This window comes from Kitasatospora sp. NPDC057518 (genome assembly GCF_042802075.1).
Classification (GTDB): domain Bacteria; phylum Actinomycetota; class Actinomycetes; order Streptomycetales; family Streptomycetaceae; genus Kitasatospora.
In genome coordinates, this window is record NZ_JBHVEU010000220.1 from 1 (window position 1) to 14,799 (window position 14,799).

Genomic DNA, 14,799 nt, shown 5'->3' on the forward strand with positions numbered 1-14,799 from the left:
CGCCCGGATCGCCGGGCGGGGCGCTAGCTGTTTCCGGGGCGGAGCGGGACACAGTCACCCTTGTTTAAGGTGGGCAGGTGTGACAATGCCTCGTCGGATCCGGCCGCTCATGGCCCGGACCAGTCTGTCGCTGAGGATGTCAGGTGCGGGACGTGAAGCGCTGGAAGAGTCGCATGTAGTCGGCCTGTTCCACCACTTGGATCCCGGAGCCGCTTCGCTCGTACATGACGTTCTTGTAGAAGGACGGCCCGGCTGACGGGGTGATCTCGATGAGGATGACAGCCTGTCCGTGATAGTCGACGAGGCTGATCCCCGATGCGACCCGCTTTCGAAGGTCAGGTGCGAGGTCTGACCCAGTCAGCTTGTCGGACACCCAATCGAAGTAGCTCTTGAGGCTTTCACCCCGGACTTCAGCCTCACGACTGATGCCGACGATGTCGAAACGGTTGCTGCGCGACTTGACCGGCTCGATCCCGTCCAGCAGGCGAATACGATGCACATCCTTTTCTTTGTCGGCCACACCGATGACGAGATAGCCTGTGTTGTCAGGGCCGACATTGGCAATGGCTGTGATAGTGCAAAGGATCTTCTCCCAGGAGCCCTCATCGAATTCTCTTTTCGCACCCAAAGTCAACAGTCCCTGCTTCAGCTCGAAGAGCGATTGTTCGGTGACTGAGTTCTGGAGGATCCTTTCCAGATGTGATGCGAGGCCGAATTGTGCGGCATCTCGTCGGGAGTCAGAGTTGAATTCGAATGCGTCCCGGATCGCGCCCTTCACTACATCGATATTTTTTCGCTTGTCCTCGGCTGTCCAGTCGCCACCTCCGCCTGGAATGCTAAGCGGGCCGCGAGCGGTTCCGATGGCGCGGAGCTTGAGGGCGGCCTCCGAGCGTGAGGAAACGCGCATGTTGCTCCTGATGATCAATTCCCAGAAGGCTAGAAAAACTGCTTGGAAGTAGCGTGGGTAGCGACCTCCGGGGCTCCTGCCAACGACATGCTTCACAAATCTCTCGCCAGCGAAGTCCAGCACGGCTCGAAGTTCCTCGTAGACTAGTGAGAAGTCCTCCCGGACGTTGGACTCCCCATAGATTTCGATACGTTCGGACAGCCGCCGCTCCAGCACGGCTGGCGCAGTGTCGTTGGCATCAACTGATCCGTACACAGAGTCCCGCGTATAGGTTCCTGATGAGACAAGGGGGTCGATGAGGCAGTCCACCAGAATATCCAGGATCAGTTGTTCGTCGAGTGAGCTTCGGACGTCGATGCGTCGCAGGACCGCCTGCTGCACCCAGAAGATATTGTCGACGTCGACGCCGTATGCCAAGTGACGATTATTGATGCTGAGATTTGGCATCGCACGCAATGGGACGATGTCGCTGCTGCTCGAATCCCCCCTGATCTCGCTCGCGATGACACGTACGAGCTGTGCGATTTTCGCGGTGGATCCGACCTGGCGGAGATCCTGTCCGGAGAGTCGGCGGCCGCCCGAGTTGATGCGACGGAATACCTTGTCCACTTGTTCGGGATTTGATGCCTTAAAGACAGACATGGGCAGAAGGTAGTTAGCAATCTTGCGTGACTGTTCGCGAGGCAGTACTGGCGTCTTCTGGGTGAACATGCCATCGTCGAGTTGGCTCTTTGTGTCGGCGAGTGCCTGCAGGTCGAAGTACTGCCCGTTGATGTCAAATTCGTTCTCGATGAACGAGAAGATGGCATTGAGTCGCTGCATGCCGTCGATCAGCTCGTAGCTGGTTCCGTCTTCGCCTGAGATCTCGGCGACGAGGATAAGCGGGATCGGGAGATCGCTCAGGATTGAGTCGATGAGGTCGCACTTCTCCTCGACCGTCCAGACGAGCTTCCGTTGATATCGTCGATTCACGGAGAACCGGTCCGCGAGGTAGTCCGTGTAGAGCTTCTGAACGCCTTCGCTGCGAACGGACAGGTCTGACAAGGGGATCGACATCGCGCTTCTCCCGTGCGTGCGCCTCAGGTGCCCTGGTGGCCCTGGGTTGGCCGGAGCCTACAAGCTCGACGACCGTGCCACCCTAGAGATGCTCGAACTTTGTTGGGGGTGCGGTGCCAGGACGTGCTTGCTGCACCGCGCGTTCTCAGTCCAGGCCGGGCTGTACCGCCCCCGGAGGCCCGGCCTGTTCGGTGGGCCTGTCCCCGTCGCAGCACGCCCGACTGGAATACTGCCCGCATGGCGAACCGGTTGACTCATGCGACCTCCCCCTACCTGCTCCAGCACGCCGACAACCCTGTGGACTGGTGGCCCTGGGCGCCGGAGGCCTTCGAGGAGGCGCGGCGCCGCGGTGTGCCCGTTCTGCTGTCGGTCGGTTACGCCGCGTGTCACTGGTGTCATGTCATGGCTCACGAGAGCTTCGAGGACGCCGGGCTCGCCGAGTACCTCAATGAGCGGTTCGTCCCGGTCAAGGTGGACCGGGAGGAGCGGCCGGACGTCGACGCCGTGTACATGGAGGCGGTGCAGGCCGCGACCGGGCAGGGCGGGTGGCCGATGACGGTGTTCCTCACGCCCGACAAGGAGCCGTTCTACTTCGGCACCTACTTCCCGCCGCAGCCCCGGCACGGGATGCCGTCCTTCCGGCAGGTGCTGGAGGGTGTGGAGGCCGCCTGGCGGGACCGGCGGGAGGAGGTCGGCGAGGTCGCCGGGCGGATCCGGGCCGACCTCGCCCAGCGGGCCGCCGTGTACTCGGCCGGTGCCCACAACCCGCCCGGCGAGGCGGATCTGCACCAGGCGCTGGTGGCCCTCAGCCGGGACTTCGACCAGAGCCGCGGCGGCTTCGGCGGCGCGCCGAAGTTCCCGCCGGCCATGGTGCTGGAGTTCCTGCTGCGCCACCACGCCCGGACCGGCTCGGAGGCGGCCCTGGAGATGGCCGTCCGCACCGGTGAGGCGATGGCCCGCGGCGGCATCCACGACCAGCTCGGCGGCGGCTTCGCCCGGTACGCGGTGGACGCCGGCTGGGTGGTGCCGCACTTCGAGAAGATGCTGTACGACAACGCCCTGCTGCTGCGCGCCTACCTGCACCTGTGGCGGGCCACCGGATCGGCCCTGGCCCGCCGGGTCGCGCTCTCCACGGCGGACTTCCTGCTGCGCGAACTCCGCACGCCCGAGGGTGCGTTCGCCTCGGCCCTGGACGCCGACAGCCTGGACGAGGAGACCGGGCAGTCCGCCGAGGGCGCGTACTACGTGTGGGAGCCCGGCCAGCTGGTCGACCTGCTCGGCCCCGCCGACGCGGCCACCGCGGCCCGGCTGTTCACCGTCACCGCCGAGGGCACCTTCGAACACGGCACCTCGGTGCTCCAACTCCTCGCCGACCCCGAGGACTTCGCCGAGTACGAGACGATCCGGGCGCGGCTGGCCGAGGCCCGGGCGGCCCGCCCCGCCCCGGCCCGCGACGACAAGGTGGTCGCCGCCTGGAACGGCCTGGCCGTCGCCGCGCTCGCCGAGACCGGCGCGCTGCTGGACCGCCCCGACCTGGTCGAGGCCGCCGAACGCGCCGCCGACCTGCTGCTCGCCGTCCACCTCACCCCCGACGGCCGGCTGCTGCGCACCTCCCGGGACGGCCGGGCCGGTGCCAACGCCGGCGTGCTGGAGGACTACGCGGACACCGCCGAGGGCTTCCTCGCGCTGTACGCCGTCACCGGCGACGCCTCCTGGCTCCAGCTGGCGGGCGGCCTGCTCGACACCGTGCTCAAGCACTTCACCGACGAGGCCTCCGGCGCGCTCTACGACACCGCCGACGACGCCGAGGAGCTGATCCGCCGCCCGCAGGACCCGACCGACAACGCCACCCCGTCCGGCTGGACGGCCGCCGCCGGCGCCCTGCTCACGTACGCCGCGTACACCGGCTCCGACCGGCACCGCACGGCCGCCGAACGGGCCCTCGGCGTGGTCGGCGCCCTCGCCGGCCGGGCACCGCGGTTCATCGGCTGGGGCCTCGCCGTCGCCGAGGCGCTGCTCGACGGGCCGCGCGAGGTCGCCGTGGTCGGCCCGGACGGCGACCCGGCCACCGCGGCGCTGCGACGGGCCGCGCTGCTCGGGACGGCGCCGGGAGCGGTGGTCGCGGTCGGCGCGCCCGGGGAGCCCGAGGTGCCGCTGCTGGCCGACCGGCCGCTGGTCGGCGGCGCCCCCGCGGCGTACGTCTGCCGGCACTTCGCCTGCGACGCCCCGACCACCGATCCGGCGGAACTGGCCGGGAAGCTGGGCACGGCGGTCGAGTAGCGGGCGCCCCGGCGGGGGCGGGCAAGCCGTCGACGGTGGGGCGGGCAGGGGTTCGACGGCGGCCGGATAATCGTTGGCGAGCGGGGTCCGGCCAGGGCCACCATGGGCCATGACCTGGACTTTCAGCACCTCCCTCGACGAGTTCCGCGACCAGGCGGGCGCCTTCCTGGCCGCCCGCCCCGCCGAGAACACCGTCCTGCTCACCATCGCGCACCGGCTGGCCGAGTCCGGCCTGACGGTGTTCGGCGAGCCGCCGGTCTTCGGCTGGTGGCGGGCCGAGCAGGGAGGTCCGGTCGCGGGCGCCTTCCTCCAGACGCCGCCGTTCGCCCCCCGGCTCTCCTTCATGCCGCCGGCCGCGGCCGCCGAACTGGCGACCGGCCTGGCCGCCGCCGGAGCCGGCTTCACCACGGTGACCGGGGTCGACGGGGGAGCCGAAGCGGTCCGCGCCTTCGCCGCCGCCTGGACGGCGGCCACCGGCACCGAACAGTCCGTCCGCGTCGACGAACGGCTCTACCGGCTCGGCGAGTTGACCGACCCGCCGCGCCCGCCCGCAGGCCGCCACCGGCTGGCCGAACCGGCCGACCGAGAACTGGCGATCCGCTGGTACCAGGAGTTCCTGGCCGAGGTCGAGGTCGAACTCCCCGACGTCCCAAGGGCGGTGGACGAGCGGACCGCGAACGGCTGCCTGCACCTGTGGGAGGACGGCGGCCGCCCGGTCGCCCTGGCCGGCAGCAGCCCGGTGCTCGCCGGCATGTCCCGCATCGGCCCGGTCTACACCCCCGCCGAAAGCCGCGGCCACGGCTACGGCACCGCCGTCACCGCCGCCGTCTCGGCCCACCTCCTCGCCCGCGGCGCCACCGAGGTCCTGCTCTACACCGACCTCGCCAACCCGACCAGCAACTCCATCTACCAGCAGATCGGCTACCTGCCGGTGGAGGACTCCCTGATCGTGGACTTCCGGTCCCGGTAACGGAGTTACGCGTCCCTGGTCAGATGCACGCCCGCCACCCCGGCCACCTTCGTGCCGAAGGGATCGGTGGCGGCCGCCGCGGTGGCGGGCGCGGGCAACCGGTCGGCGCTGAGGTACGTCTGCGCGCAGGTGAGAAGGTTGCCGCCGGCCGACTTCATGTCGCCGGCGAGCCCGTCCAGCAGCGACTTCCAGGCGGTGCCGCACCCCTGCAACGCCGCCCCGCTCTGCCACCCCGCCAGCCCCCCGGCCGCCTTGTCGCCCGGCTCCGCGAGCTTCGCCGTCTCCTCCGGAACCTTCCCGGCCACCGCCAGCGCGTTGTTCCCGGCGGCGGTCAACTCGCCTGGTTTGACAGTGAATCCCTTGCCGTCACCCATCGCTCTTCCCCCAATGCCGCTGTGGCAGACGTGGGTTATGGTAGCGGTGAGTATCGGGGGGAGCACTCATGGCTGATCCGGATCAGCGGGCCGGCGCGGGCCGACTCGACTTCGCGAGCCTGAAGAACGCCAGACCGGGGGACCTCCACGCGGCCGGCGACGCGTACGACGCACTCCACAAGGCGTTCGCGCAGCACACCGCCGACTGGAAGCGCGGCACCACCGACCGGGTCCACGGGTCGGGCTGGAGCGGACCGGCAGCCGACGCCGCGATCCCCTCACTGGACGGCACGACCACCCAACTGCACGCCGCCGAAACCGAACTGGCCGCACTCGGCCAGACCCTGCGGGACTACGCCGACCTCTTCGGACTCGCCCAGTCGAAACTCCGGCAGGCCGTCGTCGACGCCGGCGCCAAGGGCCTGACCGTCAGCGACAACGGCACGGTGAGCTGGCCCGCGCCCACCGGCCCGGTGGACGCGAACTGGGAGACCAAGCAGAAGGCGGCGGCCGAGGAGATCGCCAAGCGGATCACCGCCGCCCTCACCGAGGCCGGGACGGCCGACCAGACCCTCGCCGGGCTGCTCAGGGGCTTCACCCAGCACGCCACCAGCAAGTCGGGCCTGACCCTCGCGGTCGCCGAGGCCGACCAGCGGACGGCGAACGAGTCGGGCGCCCCGTACCTGAGGGACATGCCGGCCGCGGGAGCGCCGCCCACCGAGGTCAACAGCTGGTGGAACGGCCTCGACCCGGCGGGCCGGCAGTGGTTCATCGACCACCACCCAGAGAAGGTCGGGAACCTGGACGGGATCCCGGCGGACGTGCGGGACCAGGTCAACCGGAGCTACCTGACAAACCGGCTGCGCGAGCTCCGTGAGAAGAAGGACCGGACGAAGGAAGAGCAGGCGGAGCTTGCGAAGCTCGTGCCCGTCTGGGAGCGCCTCAAGCAGGACGCCGCGGCGAATGACGGTCGACCGCGCACCTATCTGCTCGGCATCGGCACCGAGGGCCAGGGCCGCGCGATCCTCTCCTTCGGGAACCCCGACACCGCCACCGACATCTCCGCCTACGTGCCCGGGATCACCACCACCCCCGACTCGCTCGGCCCGGCGGGGCCGGGCAAGCCCGGTACCAACGAGGCGGAGAACGCGCTGAACGTCTGGCGGGAGGCGAACAAGAAGGTCAAGCCCGGCGGTTCGGTGGCCTCCATCGTCTGGCTCGGTTACGACCCACCGGACATGGACCTCAAGGCAACCACTCCCGAGCGGGCGTTGGCCGGCGCACCCGACTACGCGAGGTTCGTCAGTGGGCTCCGGGCTGCCAACAGCAGTGGTCAGAACCCGCACATCACCTCGATGGGCCACAGCTACGGTTCGCTCCTCGTCGGCCAGGCCACGAAGCTGGCCGCCCACCAAGGGAATTACACGCTGCCGGACGACGTGGTGATCATCGGGAGCCCCGGCGTCGGGGTGAAGCACGCCTCGGACCTCGGGATGCCCGCAGGTCATGTGTGGGCGGGTGCGGCCGGCGACGACCCGGTCACCCAGATCCCCTCGCCGACCGCGGCGGCGGTGCCCTGGCCCTTCGGCGGCTTGGTCGGGGCGGACCCGCACGACCTCTACTACGGGAGGGATCCGGCGAGCGGCTCCTTCGGGGCCAAGCGCTTCACTGTCGACGGCTGGAGCCAGTGGTGGAGCTGGGGGGACTTCGGCATGCACACCAAGTACCTGGCTCCGGAGACCGGTGGTCCTTCGCTGGGCAACGTCGCCGCGATCATCGCGGGCAACCCTGACGACGTTCATCTGACAGGGGGACGATGAAGCCCCGGTGGAAGGTGCTCGGCGCGGTGGTGCTGTCGTTCGTCGTCGCGGTGGTCGGTGGCTGGGCGCTGTTCTCGAACGGTTACGGGCCGTTGGCACTGGCCGGCCGGTCGGACTGGGTGAGGACGGGCCAGGCGAAGGACCGGATCGACCGCGCGCTGCGCGTGACCATGGACGGGATCACGCCCGCCCTCAGCTATGCGGGGGCCGACTTCGAGGTGCTGAGGAAACCCGATCTCTGGGACGGCGAGCCGAGCATGGGGTCGGATCTGACCGAGATCGTGGTCGTTCGGACCGTGGTCTCGCGGGCGAAGCTTCCGGCCCTGATGGACCAGGTGGCGCAGGCCTGGAAGGGCCTCGGAAACAGGGTGGTCGAACGGTCGAAGCCCGCTGACGAGATCCAGGGCATGGACGGGATGGGGAACGCGGACGGTGAGACGTACCTGACGTTCCTCGCGAAGCCGCAGCAGGACTCGACGTACCGCGTGAAGTTCCTGGTGGGGACTGCCGGGGTGCTGTACCAGCCGGCCCACGAGTACAAGCCCCTCCCCCCGCTGGGCCGTGCGCCGTACGACGCCGACGGCTATGTGATCGACCCCGTCGACGACCCGTACTGGTCGCACTGACCCCCACCCCCCTCACTCCCAGTCCCACCGGATCCCCAGGAGGCACGGCCGTACCGCCGTCGCCACCAGGTGGACGCAGTGGTGCCCGTCGAGGGTGAGTTCCTCGGTCTCGTACGGGGCGGCGCCCGGCGAGTGCAGTGCGAAGCGGTGGCAGCGGACGGGGAGGGCGGCGGGGTGGAAGGTGACCTGGAGGACGTACTGGCCGGCGCCGGAGTTGAAGCCGCGGACGTATTCGCAGCTGGGGTCGGGGGAGGGGGCGTCGTCGAAGCCGTAGCCGAGCAGGTGGGTGTCGCCGGCGCGTAGGCGGCGGTCGAGGAGGAGTTCGGCGGCGAGCAGGTGGTGGGCCTGGTCGCGGCGGATGCGGCCGGGGCGGCAGTTCTCCTCGGCGCGGACGCCGACGCGGGTGATGTCGCTGCCGGGGTCGCCCTGGTAGAGGGCGAGGTAGCGGTCGATGCCGTCGCGGTGGGCGCGCAGGGCGTGCTGGGAGTCGCGGCGGGCGAGTTGGCGGTCGGGGCCGACGCGGATGCGTTCGATGTGGGTGATGGTGTGCAGTCCGGTGTCGCGCGGGCCGGCGAGGGTGGCGAGCAGGTCGTCGACGGCGACGGCGGGGGAGATGAGGTCGCGGTAGGGGCGGACGGGCGGGCCGGCGGGGGCGGGGCCGGCGGTGCGGCGGGGGCCGAGCAGCCGGGTGAGGGAGTGTTCGGGCAGGTCGAGGACCTCTTCCAGGGCGGCGACGGCGCGCAGTGACTCGGTGCGTTCGGGGCGGCGGCGGCCCTGCTGCCAGTAACTGAGGCTGGTGAGGCCGACGGTGACGCCGCGCAGGGCGAGGTGGCGGCGGATGCGGTGGAGGGCGAGGCCCCGGGCGGAGATCGCGGTGCGCAGGGCGAGGTGGAAGGGGCCGGTGCGCAGGGCGGCGGCGAGGTCGGCTGGGTCGCTCTTGTGGATGGCGGCCTCCTGGGGGACGGGCGGACCGGCGTGCGGGCGGCTCGGGACGGAGCGGCGTTTGACCGTGAATATTCACATCGGTGCGGTGGTTTGTCACCGGTCCGGGCCTGCTGCGCGGTGGTTCTCCGGGCGCCGTTCACATCCGCGTCCGCCCGTTCACACCTCGGTCCGGGCCCCGCGGACGGCCGTTGACCTGTCCCTGACGAGGCGCGATGCTCGGGGCGCGATCCGGACCGCGCCCCCACACAGCACCTCGCTCCACTCGTGCAAGGAGGCTTTCCCGCCATGCCAGTTCCACGAATACGGCTGCGCCGCGCGGTCTCGCTGCTCGCCCTCGGCGTGCTGGGCCCGGCGCTCACCGCCGCGGTGGCGGCGCCCGCGATCGCCGCCCCGGCCGGGCAGCCGGCCCCGTACCAGGCCCAGGCCCCGTACCAGGACCGGACCCAGGCCCAGGCCCAGACGCAGGCCCAGGACCGGGCCGCGCACCAGGTCCGCCAGGCCGCCGCGCCCGGCAGCACGGCCGACCTGGCCGGCACCTTCAAGAAGCTCAACATCACCATGCAGCAGCAACAGCAGACCAACTGGTGCTGGGCGGCGAGCGGGAACACCATCGCCACCTGGTTCGGCTACAACTACAGCCAGAACCAGTTCTGCAACGCCGCGTTCGGCCGCTCCGCCAACTCCAGCTGCCCCAACAGCCAGGCCACGCTGGGCGACGTGCAGAACGGGCTGAACTGGGTCGGCATCAACCCGGGCTCGTACGTCAACGGGTACCTGAACTACGGCACCGTGCAGTCCGAGGTGAACGCGGACCGCCCGATCGAGACGCGCATCCAGTGGAGTTCGGGCGGCGGCCACATGCACGTCCTGTACGGCTACGACACGTCGAGCAACTGGGTCTACTGGGGCGATCCGTGGCCCTCCAACTACCGCTACAACTGGGCGGATTACGGGTACTACGTGAACAACAACACGTTCTCGTGGACCCACTCCCTGTACCGGATCGGCGCGTGAGGGCGGCCATGACCGAGACCAAGAGCCGCCGTCGGGCCGCCACCGCGACCGCCACCGCCCTGCTCGCCGCCGGCCTCGCGCTGGCGCTCGCCCCGGCCGCGCACGCGGACTCCCCGTCCGCCCCGGCCCCGGTGCCCGCCGCCGAGCTGGCGCAGGCCCGCGGCGCGGTCCAGGACCCGGCCGTCCTCGACAAGGTCGGCCACTTCTTCGCCCGCAAGGGCGTCCCGCCGACCCGGCAGCTGACCATCGGCGCCGCCGAGGAGGCCCGGGCGGCGGGCGAGGCCGCGCCGCGGCTGGTCGGCGACACCGTGCCGGTGTACGTCCTGGACCCCGGCTTCGTGGCCGGTACCCCCGGCGCACCGGTGGCGACGTCGGAGTTCACCGCCAGCAAGGTGGTCGCGGCGGACGGGCAGAGCGCCTCGGTCTGGACCGTCCGGCAGGGCGGCGGCTGGAAGGTGGTGAACATCGCCTCGGGCGGTGACGAGAGCGACTACGCGGCGAAGGCGGCGGGCAGCGGCGGTGGCACCGCCTTCCGCGAGCCGCAGGTCAACGCCTGGTACGTGCTGCGTGACGGCCGGGTGCTGCCGCTGGACGACGAGGCCCGGCGCTCGGTGGGCGCGGGCGGGGTCACGCTGGCCGCGTACCAGCAGCTGGTGCACCAGCGGTACGGGGACAAGCTGCCCGGCTCGGCGTACGACCGGGCGGGCAAGGGCGGCGGCTACGAGGCGGACGCCGCGCCGGAACTCGCGGCCGCGCCGCGGTCCGGGACGGCACCGCAGCCCGGGGAGGGCCCGCAACTCGCGGTCGCACCGCGACCCGCGGGCGGCGGTTCGGCACTGCCGGCCGTGACGGCGGCGGCCGCCCTGGGGGCCACCGCCCTGGTGGGCGCGGGTGCCGTGCTGCGGCGGAGGGGCGTCCGCCGCGGCTGACGGCGGGCGGGGTCGCGAGAGGTTCACCGAGGCGCTCGGCCGGGTTCTCCCGGCCGGGCGCCTTGCCGTGGTCACGTTCCGTGATGTGTCCTGGAAGTGCTGCTTCCGCACAAGGAATTGACGCAACGTTGATCTGTCGTTCGCCGCCTGGGGGCGGTTGGCCATGACTGACGGTAGATACGATGTGGCAATCGGTCAGTGCTGGCCGACGCGTGCCGAGAGCGGAGAAGAGGTGGGGCGGCGGGAGCCGACCACGAGCCCGGCACCGGGAAAGGGGACCGAGGTGGCCGACGCGGACGACAAGCAGATGAGCTCCCAGGTGTGGGGCTCGGCGGTGGTGGTGGGCTCTGCGCTGGCCGTGGTGGCGGCCTATCTGATCAAGGGTGCCCCACTGGTCCTGGCGGTCGCCGGGGTGGAGACCCTGCTGCTGATGGTCTACGTCGCCCGCCGCTGGCGCGCGATGCGCGGCGGGCCGGCCCCGGTGCGGCACCGTCCGCGCCGCGGCATCCCGGACGCCGCGCACTGCGAGCGCTGCCGCCGGGCCCGCGAGGCGCTGGACGCCCGGCAGGCGCGGGGCCGTGCGGTCGGCGCGGTGCGGTGGCCCGAGCCCGAGGCGCTCCCGGCGCCGGCCTGGCCTCCGCGCGAGCCCCACCGGGAGTCGCACGGGGAGCAGCACCACGCGCACGGCGGGCAGCAGCACCACGGGTACGGGGAGCAGCACCACGCGCACGGGCCGCTGCAGGATCCGGGCCCGCAGCCGGAGGCCGGCGCGGCCGACCACGCGGCCTACCCGCGCCGCCCGCAGCTCCGGGCCCCGTACGAGCGGCCCTGGACGGCGGAACGGGCGGCCGTCCGGTCCGTGGACCGTTCGACCGCCCGTCGGGGTGCGCCGGGATCGACCGGCCGTGCCGTACGCCACCAGTGATCACCCGACCGTGCCGTACGGCACCGGTGTTCACCCGGTCATGCCGTACGGCACCGGTGTTCACCCGGTGGTGCTGTAGGCCACCAGCGAGACGCCGACGTACTGGACGATGAACGCCCCCAGGGTGAAGGCGTGGAACACCTCGTGGAACCCGAACCAGCGCGGTGAGGGGTTGGGCCGCTTGAGCCCGTACACCACGCCGCCGATGCTGTAGAGCACCCCGCCGACGATCATCAGCACCAGGACGGCGACCCCGCCGGCGCGCAGGAAGTCCGGCAGGAAGAAGGCGGCGGCCCAGCCCAGCGCGAGGTACACCGGTGTGTACAGCCAGCGCGGCGCGCCGACCCAGAACACCCGGAACGCGATCCCGGCCAGCGCGCCGCCCCAGGCCACCCAGAGCAGGACCTGCTGGTCGGCGCCCTTGAGCAGCAGCATGGTGAACGGCGTGTAGGTGCCCGCGATGATCAGGAAGATGTTCGCGTGGTCCAGCCGGCGCAGTACGGCGTCCCCGCGCGGCCCCCAGTTGAAGCGGTGGTACACCGCGCTGACCCCGAACAGCAGCCAGGCGCTGACCGAGTAGATCGCGCAGGCGATCTTGGCGGGCGTGGAGTCGGCCAGGCAGATCAGCACGATCCCGGCGGCCACCGTGGCGGGGAACATTCCGGCGTGCAGCCAGCCGCGCCACTTCGGCTTGCTCTCCGTGAGTGCACTCTCCGCGAGCGCAGCAGCAGTCATGCGCAGCATGCTACCCGCTACCTACGGCTCCGTAGGTTACTCACGCGTAGGAAGTGGCGATCGTCACTCTTAGACGTTTTGGAGTATTTGGAGTGTGGCGCCGCGCACTCCGTCGTGGGGTCGGTCGACATGTTACCGATGAGTAATCATACTGGCTGTAGTAAAGGGTGCGTCAATTTCGACGCTTCGCCGCGTTCCGGCCTTGAGTCCGGAGCTACGCTGCAAGCACCCTCAGACCCCCGCGACGCCATCTCCACGCCGAGATGGCGTGAAACGGAGCGATCGTGTCGTACGAGATCTCTGCTCTCAGCGCATCCGCGCCCACCCGCCACAAGCAGCTGCTCGCTTGGGTGAGCGAGATCGCCGAGCTCACCCAGCCGGACCGCATCGAGTGGTGCGACGGTTCCGACGAGGAGTACCAGCGCCTCGCGGACCTGCTGGTGGCGCAGGGCACCTTCAAGAAGCTCAACGAGGAGAAGCGCCCCAACTCCTACTACGCCGCCTCGGACCCGTCCGACGTGGCGCGCGTGGAGGACCGCACCTTCATCTGCTCCGAGCAGGAGAAGGACGCCGGACCGACCAACCACTGGAAGGCCCCCGCCGAGATGCGGGAGATCTTCCAGGGCGAGCAGGGCCTCTTCCGCGGCGCGATGAAGGGCCGCACGATGTACGTCGTGCCCTTCTCGATGGGCCCGGTCGGTTCCCCGCTGGCCGCGTACGGCGTCGAGATCACCGACTCCGCCTACGTCGCCGTCTCGATGCGCGTGATGACCCGCATGGGTCAGGCCGTGCTGGACCAGCTCGGCGAGGACGGCGACTTCGTCAAGGCCGTGCACACCGTCGGCGCCCCGCTCGCCGAGGGCCAGGCGGACGTGCCGTGGCCGTGCAACAGCACCAAGTTCATCTCGCACTTCCCGGAGACCAAGGAGATCTGGTCCTTCGGCTCGGGCTACGGCGGCAACGCCCTGCTCGGCAAGAAGTGCTACGCGCTGCGCATCGCCTCGACCATGGCCCGCGACGAGGGCTGGCTGGCCGAGCACATGCTCATCCTGAAGCTCACCCCGCCGAGCGGCGAGGTCAAGTACGTCGCGGCGGCCTTCCCCTCGGCCTGCGGCAAGACCAACCTGGCCATGCTCCAGCCGACCGTCCCGGGCTGGAAGGTCGAGACGATCGGCGACGACATCGCCTGGATGCGCTTCGGCGCCGACGGCCGCCTGTACGCCATCAACCCCGAGGCCGGCTTCTTCGGCGTCGCCCCCGGCACCGGCGTGGACACCAACGCCAACGCCATCGAGACCCTCTGGGGCAACACCGTCTTCACCAACGTCGCCCTCACCGACGACGGCGACGTGTGGTGGGAGGGCCTCACCGACGAGCCCCCGGCGCACCTGACCGACTGGCGCGGCAACGACTGGACCCCCGAGTCCGGCACCCCGGCCGCCCACCCGAACGCCCGCTTCGCCGTCCCGGCCGCGCAGTGCCCGACCATCGCCCCGGAGTGGGAGGACCAGGCGGGCGTGCCGATCTCGGCGATCCTGTTCGGCGGCCGCCGCGCCACCGCCGTCCCGCTGGTGACCGAGTCCTTCGACTGGCAGCACGGCGTCTTCCTGGGCGCCAACATCGCCTCCGAGAAGACCGCCGCCGCCGAGGGCACCGTCGGCGAGCTGCGCCGCGACCCGTTCGCGATGCTGCCGTTCTGCGGCTACAACATGGGCGACTACTTCGCCCACTGGCTGAAGGTCGGCGCCCAGGCGGACGCCGCCAAGCTGCCGAAGATCTACTACGTCAACTGGTTCCGCAAGGACGCCGAGGGCAAGTTCGTCTGGCCCGGCTACGGCGAGAACAGCCGCGTGCTCAAGTGGATCGTCGAGCGCCTGGAGGGCACCGGCGAGGGCGTCGAGACCCCGATCGGCGTGCTGCCGACCGTCGAGGGCTTCGACCTCGGCGACCTGGACCTCTCCAAGGAGGACCTCGACCTGCTCTTCACCGTGGACGCCGACATCTGGCGCCAGGAGGCCGCGCTCGTGCCGGCCCACCTGGAGACCTTCGGCGACCACACCCCGAAGGAGCTGTGGGACGAGTACCGGAACCTCGTCGCGCGCCTCGGCTGAGCCTGAGCCTCAGCCGCCTCGCCGGGCCCCTCGGCCGCGGCCCGCGCGTACCACTCCGGGGCCGGCTGCTGATCGCCGCGCCCGGCGTGCAGCACGCCGAGGTTGAA

At 70.7% G+C, this 14,799-nt stretch carries 12 protein-coding genes; 8 read left to right on the forward strand and 4 right to left on the reverse strand.

Annotation, left to right across the window (positions count from 1 at the left end):
* Positions 1 to 139: 139 nt before the first annotated feature.
* On the reverse strand, positions 140 to 1,963 hold the full coding sequence (locus ACFU7Z_RS22355; RefSeq protein WP_380779134.1) for a DUF262 domain-containing protein: 1,824 nt from the start codon (positions 1,961 to 1,963) through the stop codon (positions 140 to 142).
* Between the two features lie 237 nt (positions 1,964 to 2,200).
* On the opposite strand from ACFU7Z_RS22355, the gene ACFU7Z_RS22360 reads away from it, so the two are divergent.
* Complete coding sequence (locus ACFU7Z_RS22360; protein ID WP_380779136.1) at positions 2,201 to 4,243, forward strand: thioredoxin domain-containing protein; 2,043 nt, start codon at positions 2,201 to 2,203, stop codon at positions 4,241 to 4,243.
* Positions 4,244 to 4,352: 109 nt separating this feature from the next.
* Complete coding sequence (locus ACFU7Z_RS22365) at positions 4,353 to 5,213, forward strand: GNAT family N-acetyltransferase (RefSeq protein WP_380779138.1); 861 nt, start codon at positions 4,353 to 4,355, stop codon at positions 5,211 to 5,213.
* 5 nt (positions 5,214 to 5,218) lie between these two features.
* On the opposite strand, the gene ACFU7Z_RS22370 is transcribed toward ACFU7Z_RS22365, so the two are convergent.
* Positions 5,219 to 5,587 carry a hypothetical protein gene (locus tag ACFU7Z_RS22370; RefSeq protein ID WP_147409158.1) on the reverse strand — a complete coding sequence of 123 codons (369 nt, stop codon included), beginning with the start codon at positions 5,585 to 5,587 and terminating at the stop codon, positions 5,219 to 5,221.
* A 68-nt stretch (positions 5,588 to 5,655) separates the two neighbouring features.
* Between ACFU7Z_RS22370 and ACFU7Z_RS22375 the strand changes: the two genes are divergently transcribed.
* Both ACFU7Z_RS22375 and ACFU7Z_RS22380 read left to right on the forward strand, forming a co-directional pair.
* On the forward strand, positions 5,656 to 7,407 hold the full coding sequence (locus tag ACFU7Z_RS22375) for an alpha/beta hydrolase (RefSeq protein ID WP_074001318.1): 1,752 nt from the start codon (positions 5,656 to 5,658) through the stop codon (positions 7,405 to 7,407).
* A 26-nt stretch (positions 7,408 to 7,433) separates the two neighbouring features.
* Positions 7,434 to 8,033 carry a hypothetical protein gene (locus ACFU7Z_RS22380; RefSeq protein ID WP_380779140.1) on the forward strand — a complete coding sequence of 200 codons (600 nt, stop codon included), beginning with the start codon at positions 7,434 to 7,436 and terminating at the stop codon, positions 8,031 to 8,033.
* A 12-nt stretch (positions 8,034 to 8,045) separates the two neighbouring features.
* Here the strand turns inward: ACFU7Z_RS22380 and ACFU7Z_RS22385 are convergent, their stop codons facing one another.
* Positions 8,046 to 8,978 (reverse strand): hypothetical protein, encoded by a 933-nt coding sequence (locus ACFU7Z_RS22385; protein ID WP_380779146.1) that lies wholly within the window; start codon positions 8,976 to 8,978, stop codon positions 8,046 to 8,048.
* Between the two features lie 285 nt (positions 8,979 to 9,263).
* On the opposite strand from ACFU7Z_RS22385, the gene ACFU7Z_RS22390 reads away from it, so the two are divergent.
* From ACFU7Z_RS22390 to ACFU7Z_RS22400, 3 genes are all read left to right on the forward strand, one after another.
* Positions 9,264 to 9,992: a papain-like cysteine protease family protein gene (locus tag ACFU7Z_RS22390; protein ID WP_380779142.1), complete on the forward strand. Its 729-nt coding sequence runs from the start codon at positions 9,264 to 9,266 to the stop codon at positions 9,990 to 9,992.
* A gap of 8 nt (positions 9,993 to 10,000) precedes the next feature.
* Complete coding sequence (locus ACFU7Z_RS22395) at positions 10,001 to 10,921, forward strand: hypothetical protein (RefSeq protein ID WP_380779144.1); 921 nt, start codon at positions 10,001 to 10,003, stop codon at positions 10,919 to 10,921.
* A 283-nt stretch (positions 10,922 to 11,204) separates the two neighbouring features.
* Positions 11,205 to 11,846 carry a hypothetical protein gene (locus tag ACFU7Z_RS22400; RefSeq protein ID WP_074001321.1) on the forward strand — a complete coding sequence of 214 codons (642 nt, stop codon included), beginning with the start codon at positions 11,205 to 11,207 and terminating at the stop codon, positions 11,844 to 11,846.
* 60 nt (positions 11,847 to 11,906) lie between these two features.
* On the opposite strand, the gene ACFU7Z_RS22405 is transcribed toward ACFU7Z_RS22400, so the two are convergent.
* A complete protein-coding gene (locus ACFU7Z_RS22405; protein WP_049659028.1) occupies positions 11,907 to 12,581 on the reverse strand; it encodes a hemolysin III family protein in 675 nt (224 codons plus the stop codon).
* Between the two features lie 284 nt (positions 12,582 to 12,865).
* On the opposite strand from ACFU7Z_RS22405, the gene ACFU7Z_RS22410 reads away from it, so the two are divergent.
* Positions 12,866 to 14,692 carry a phosphoenolpyruvate carboxykinase (GTP) gene (locus ACFU7Z_RS22410; protein WP_049659026.1) on the forward strand — a complete coding sequence of 609 codons (1,827 nt, stop codon included), beginning with the start codon at positions 12,866 to 12,868 and terminating at the stop codon, positions 14,690 to 14,692.
* The last annotated feature ends 107 nt before the right edge of the window (positions 14,693 to 14,799 follow it).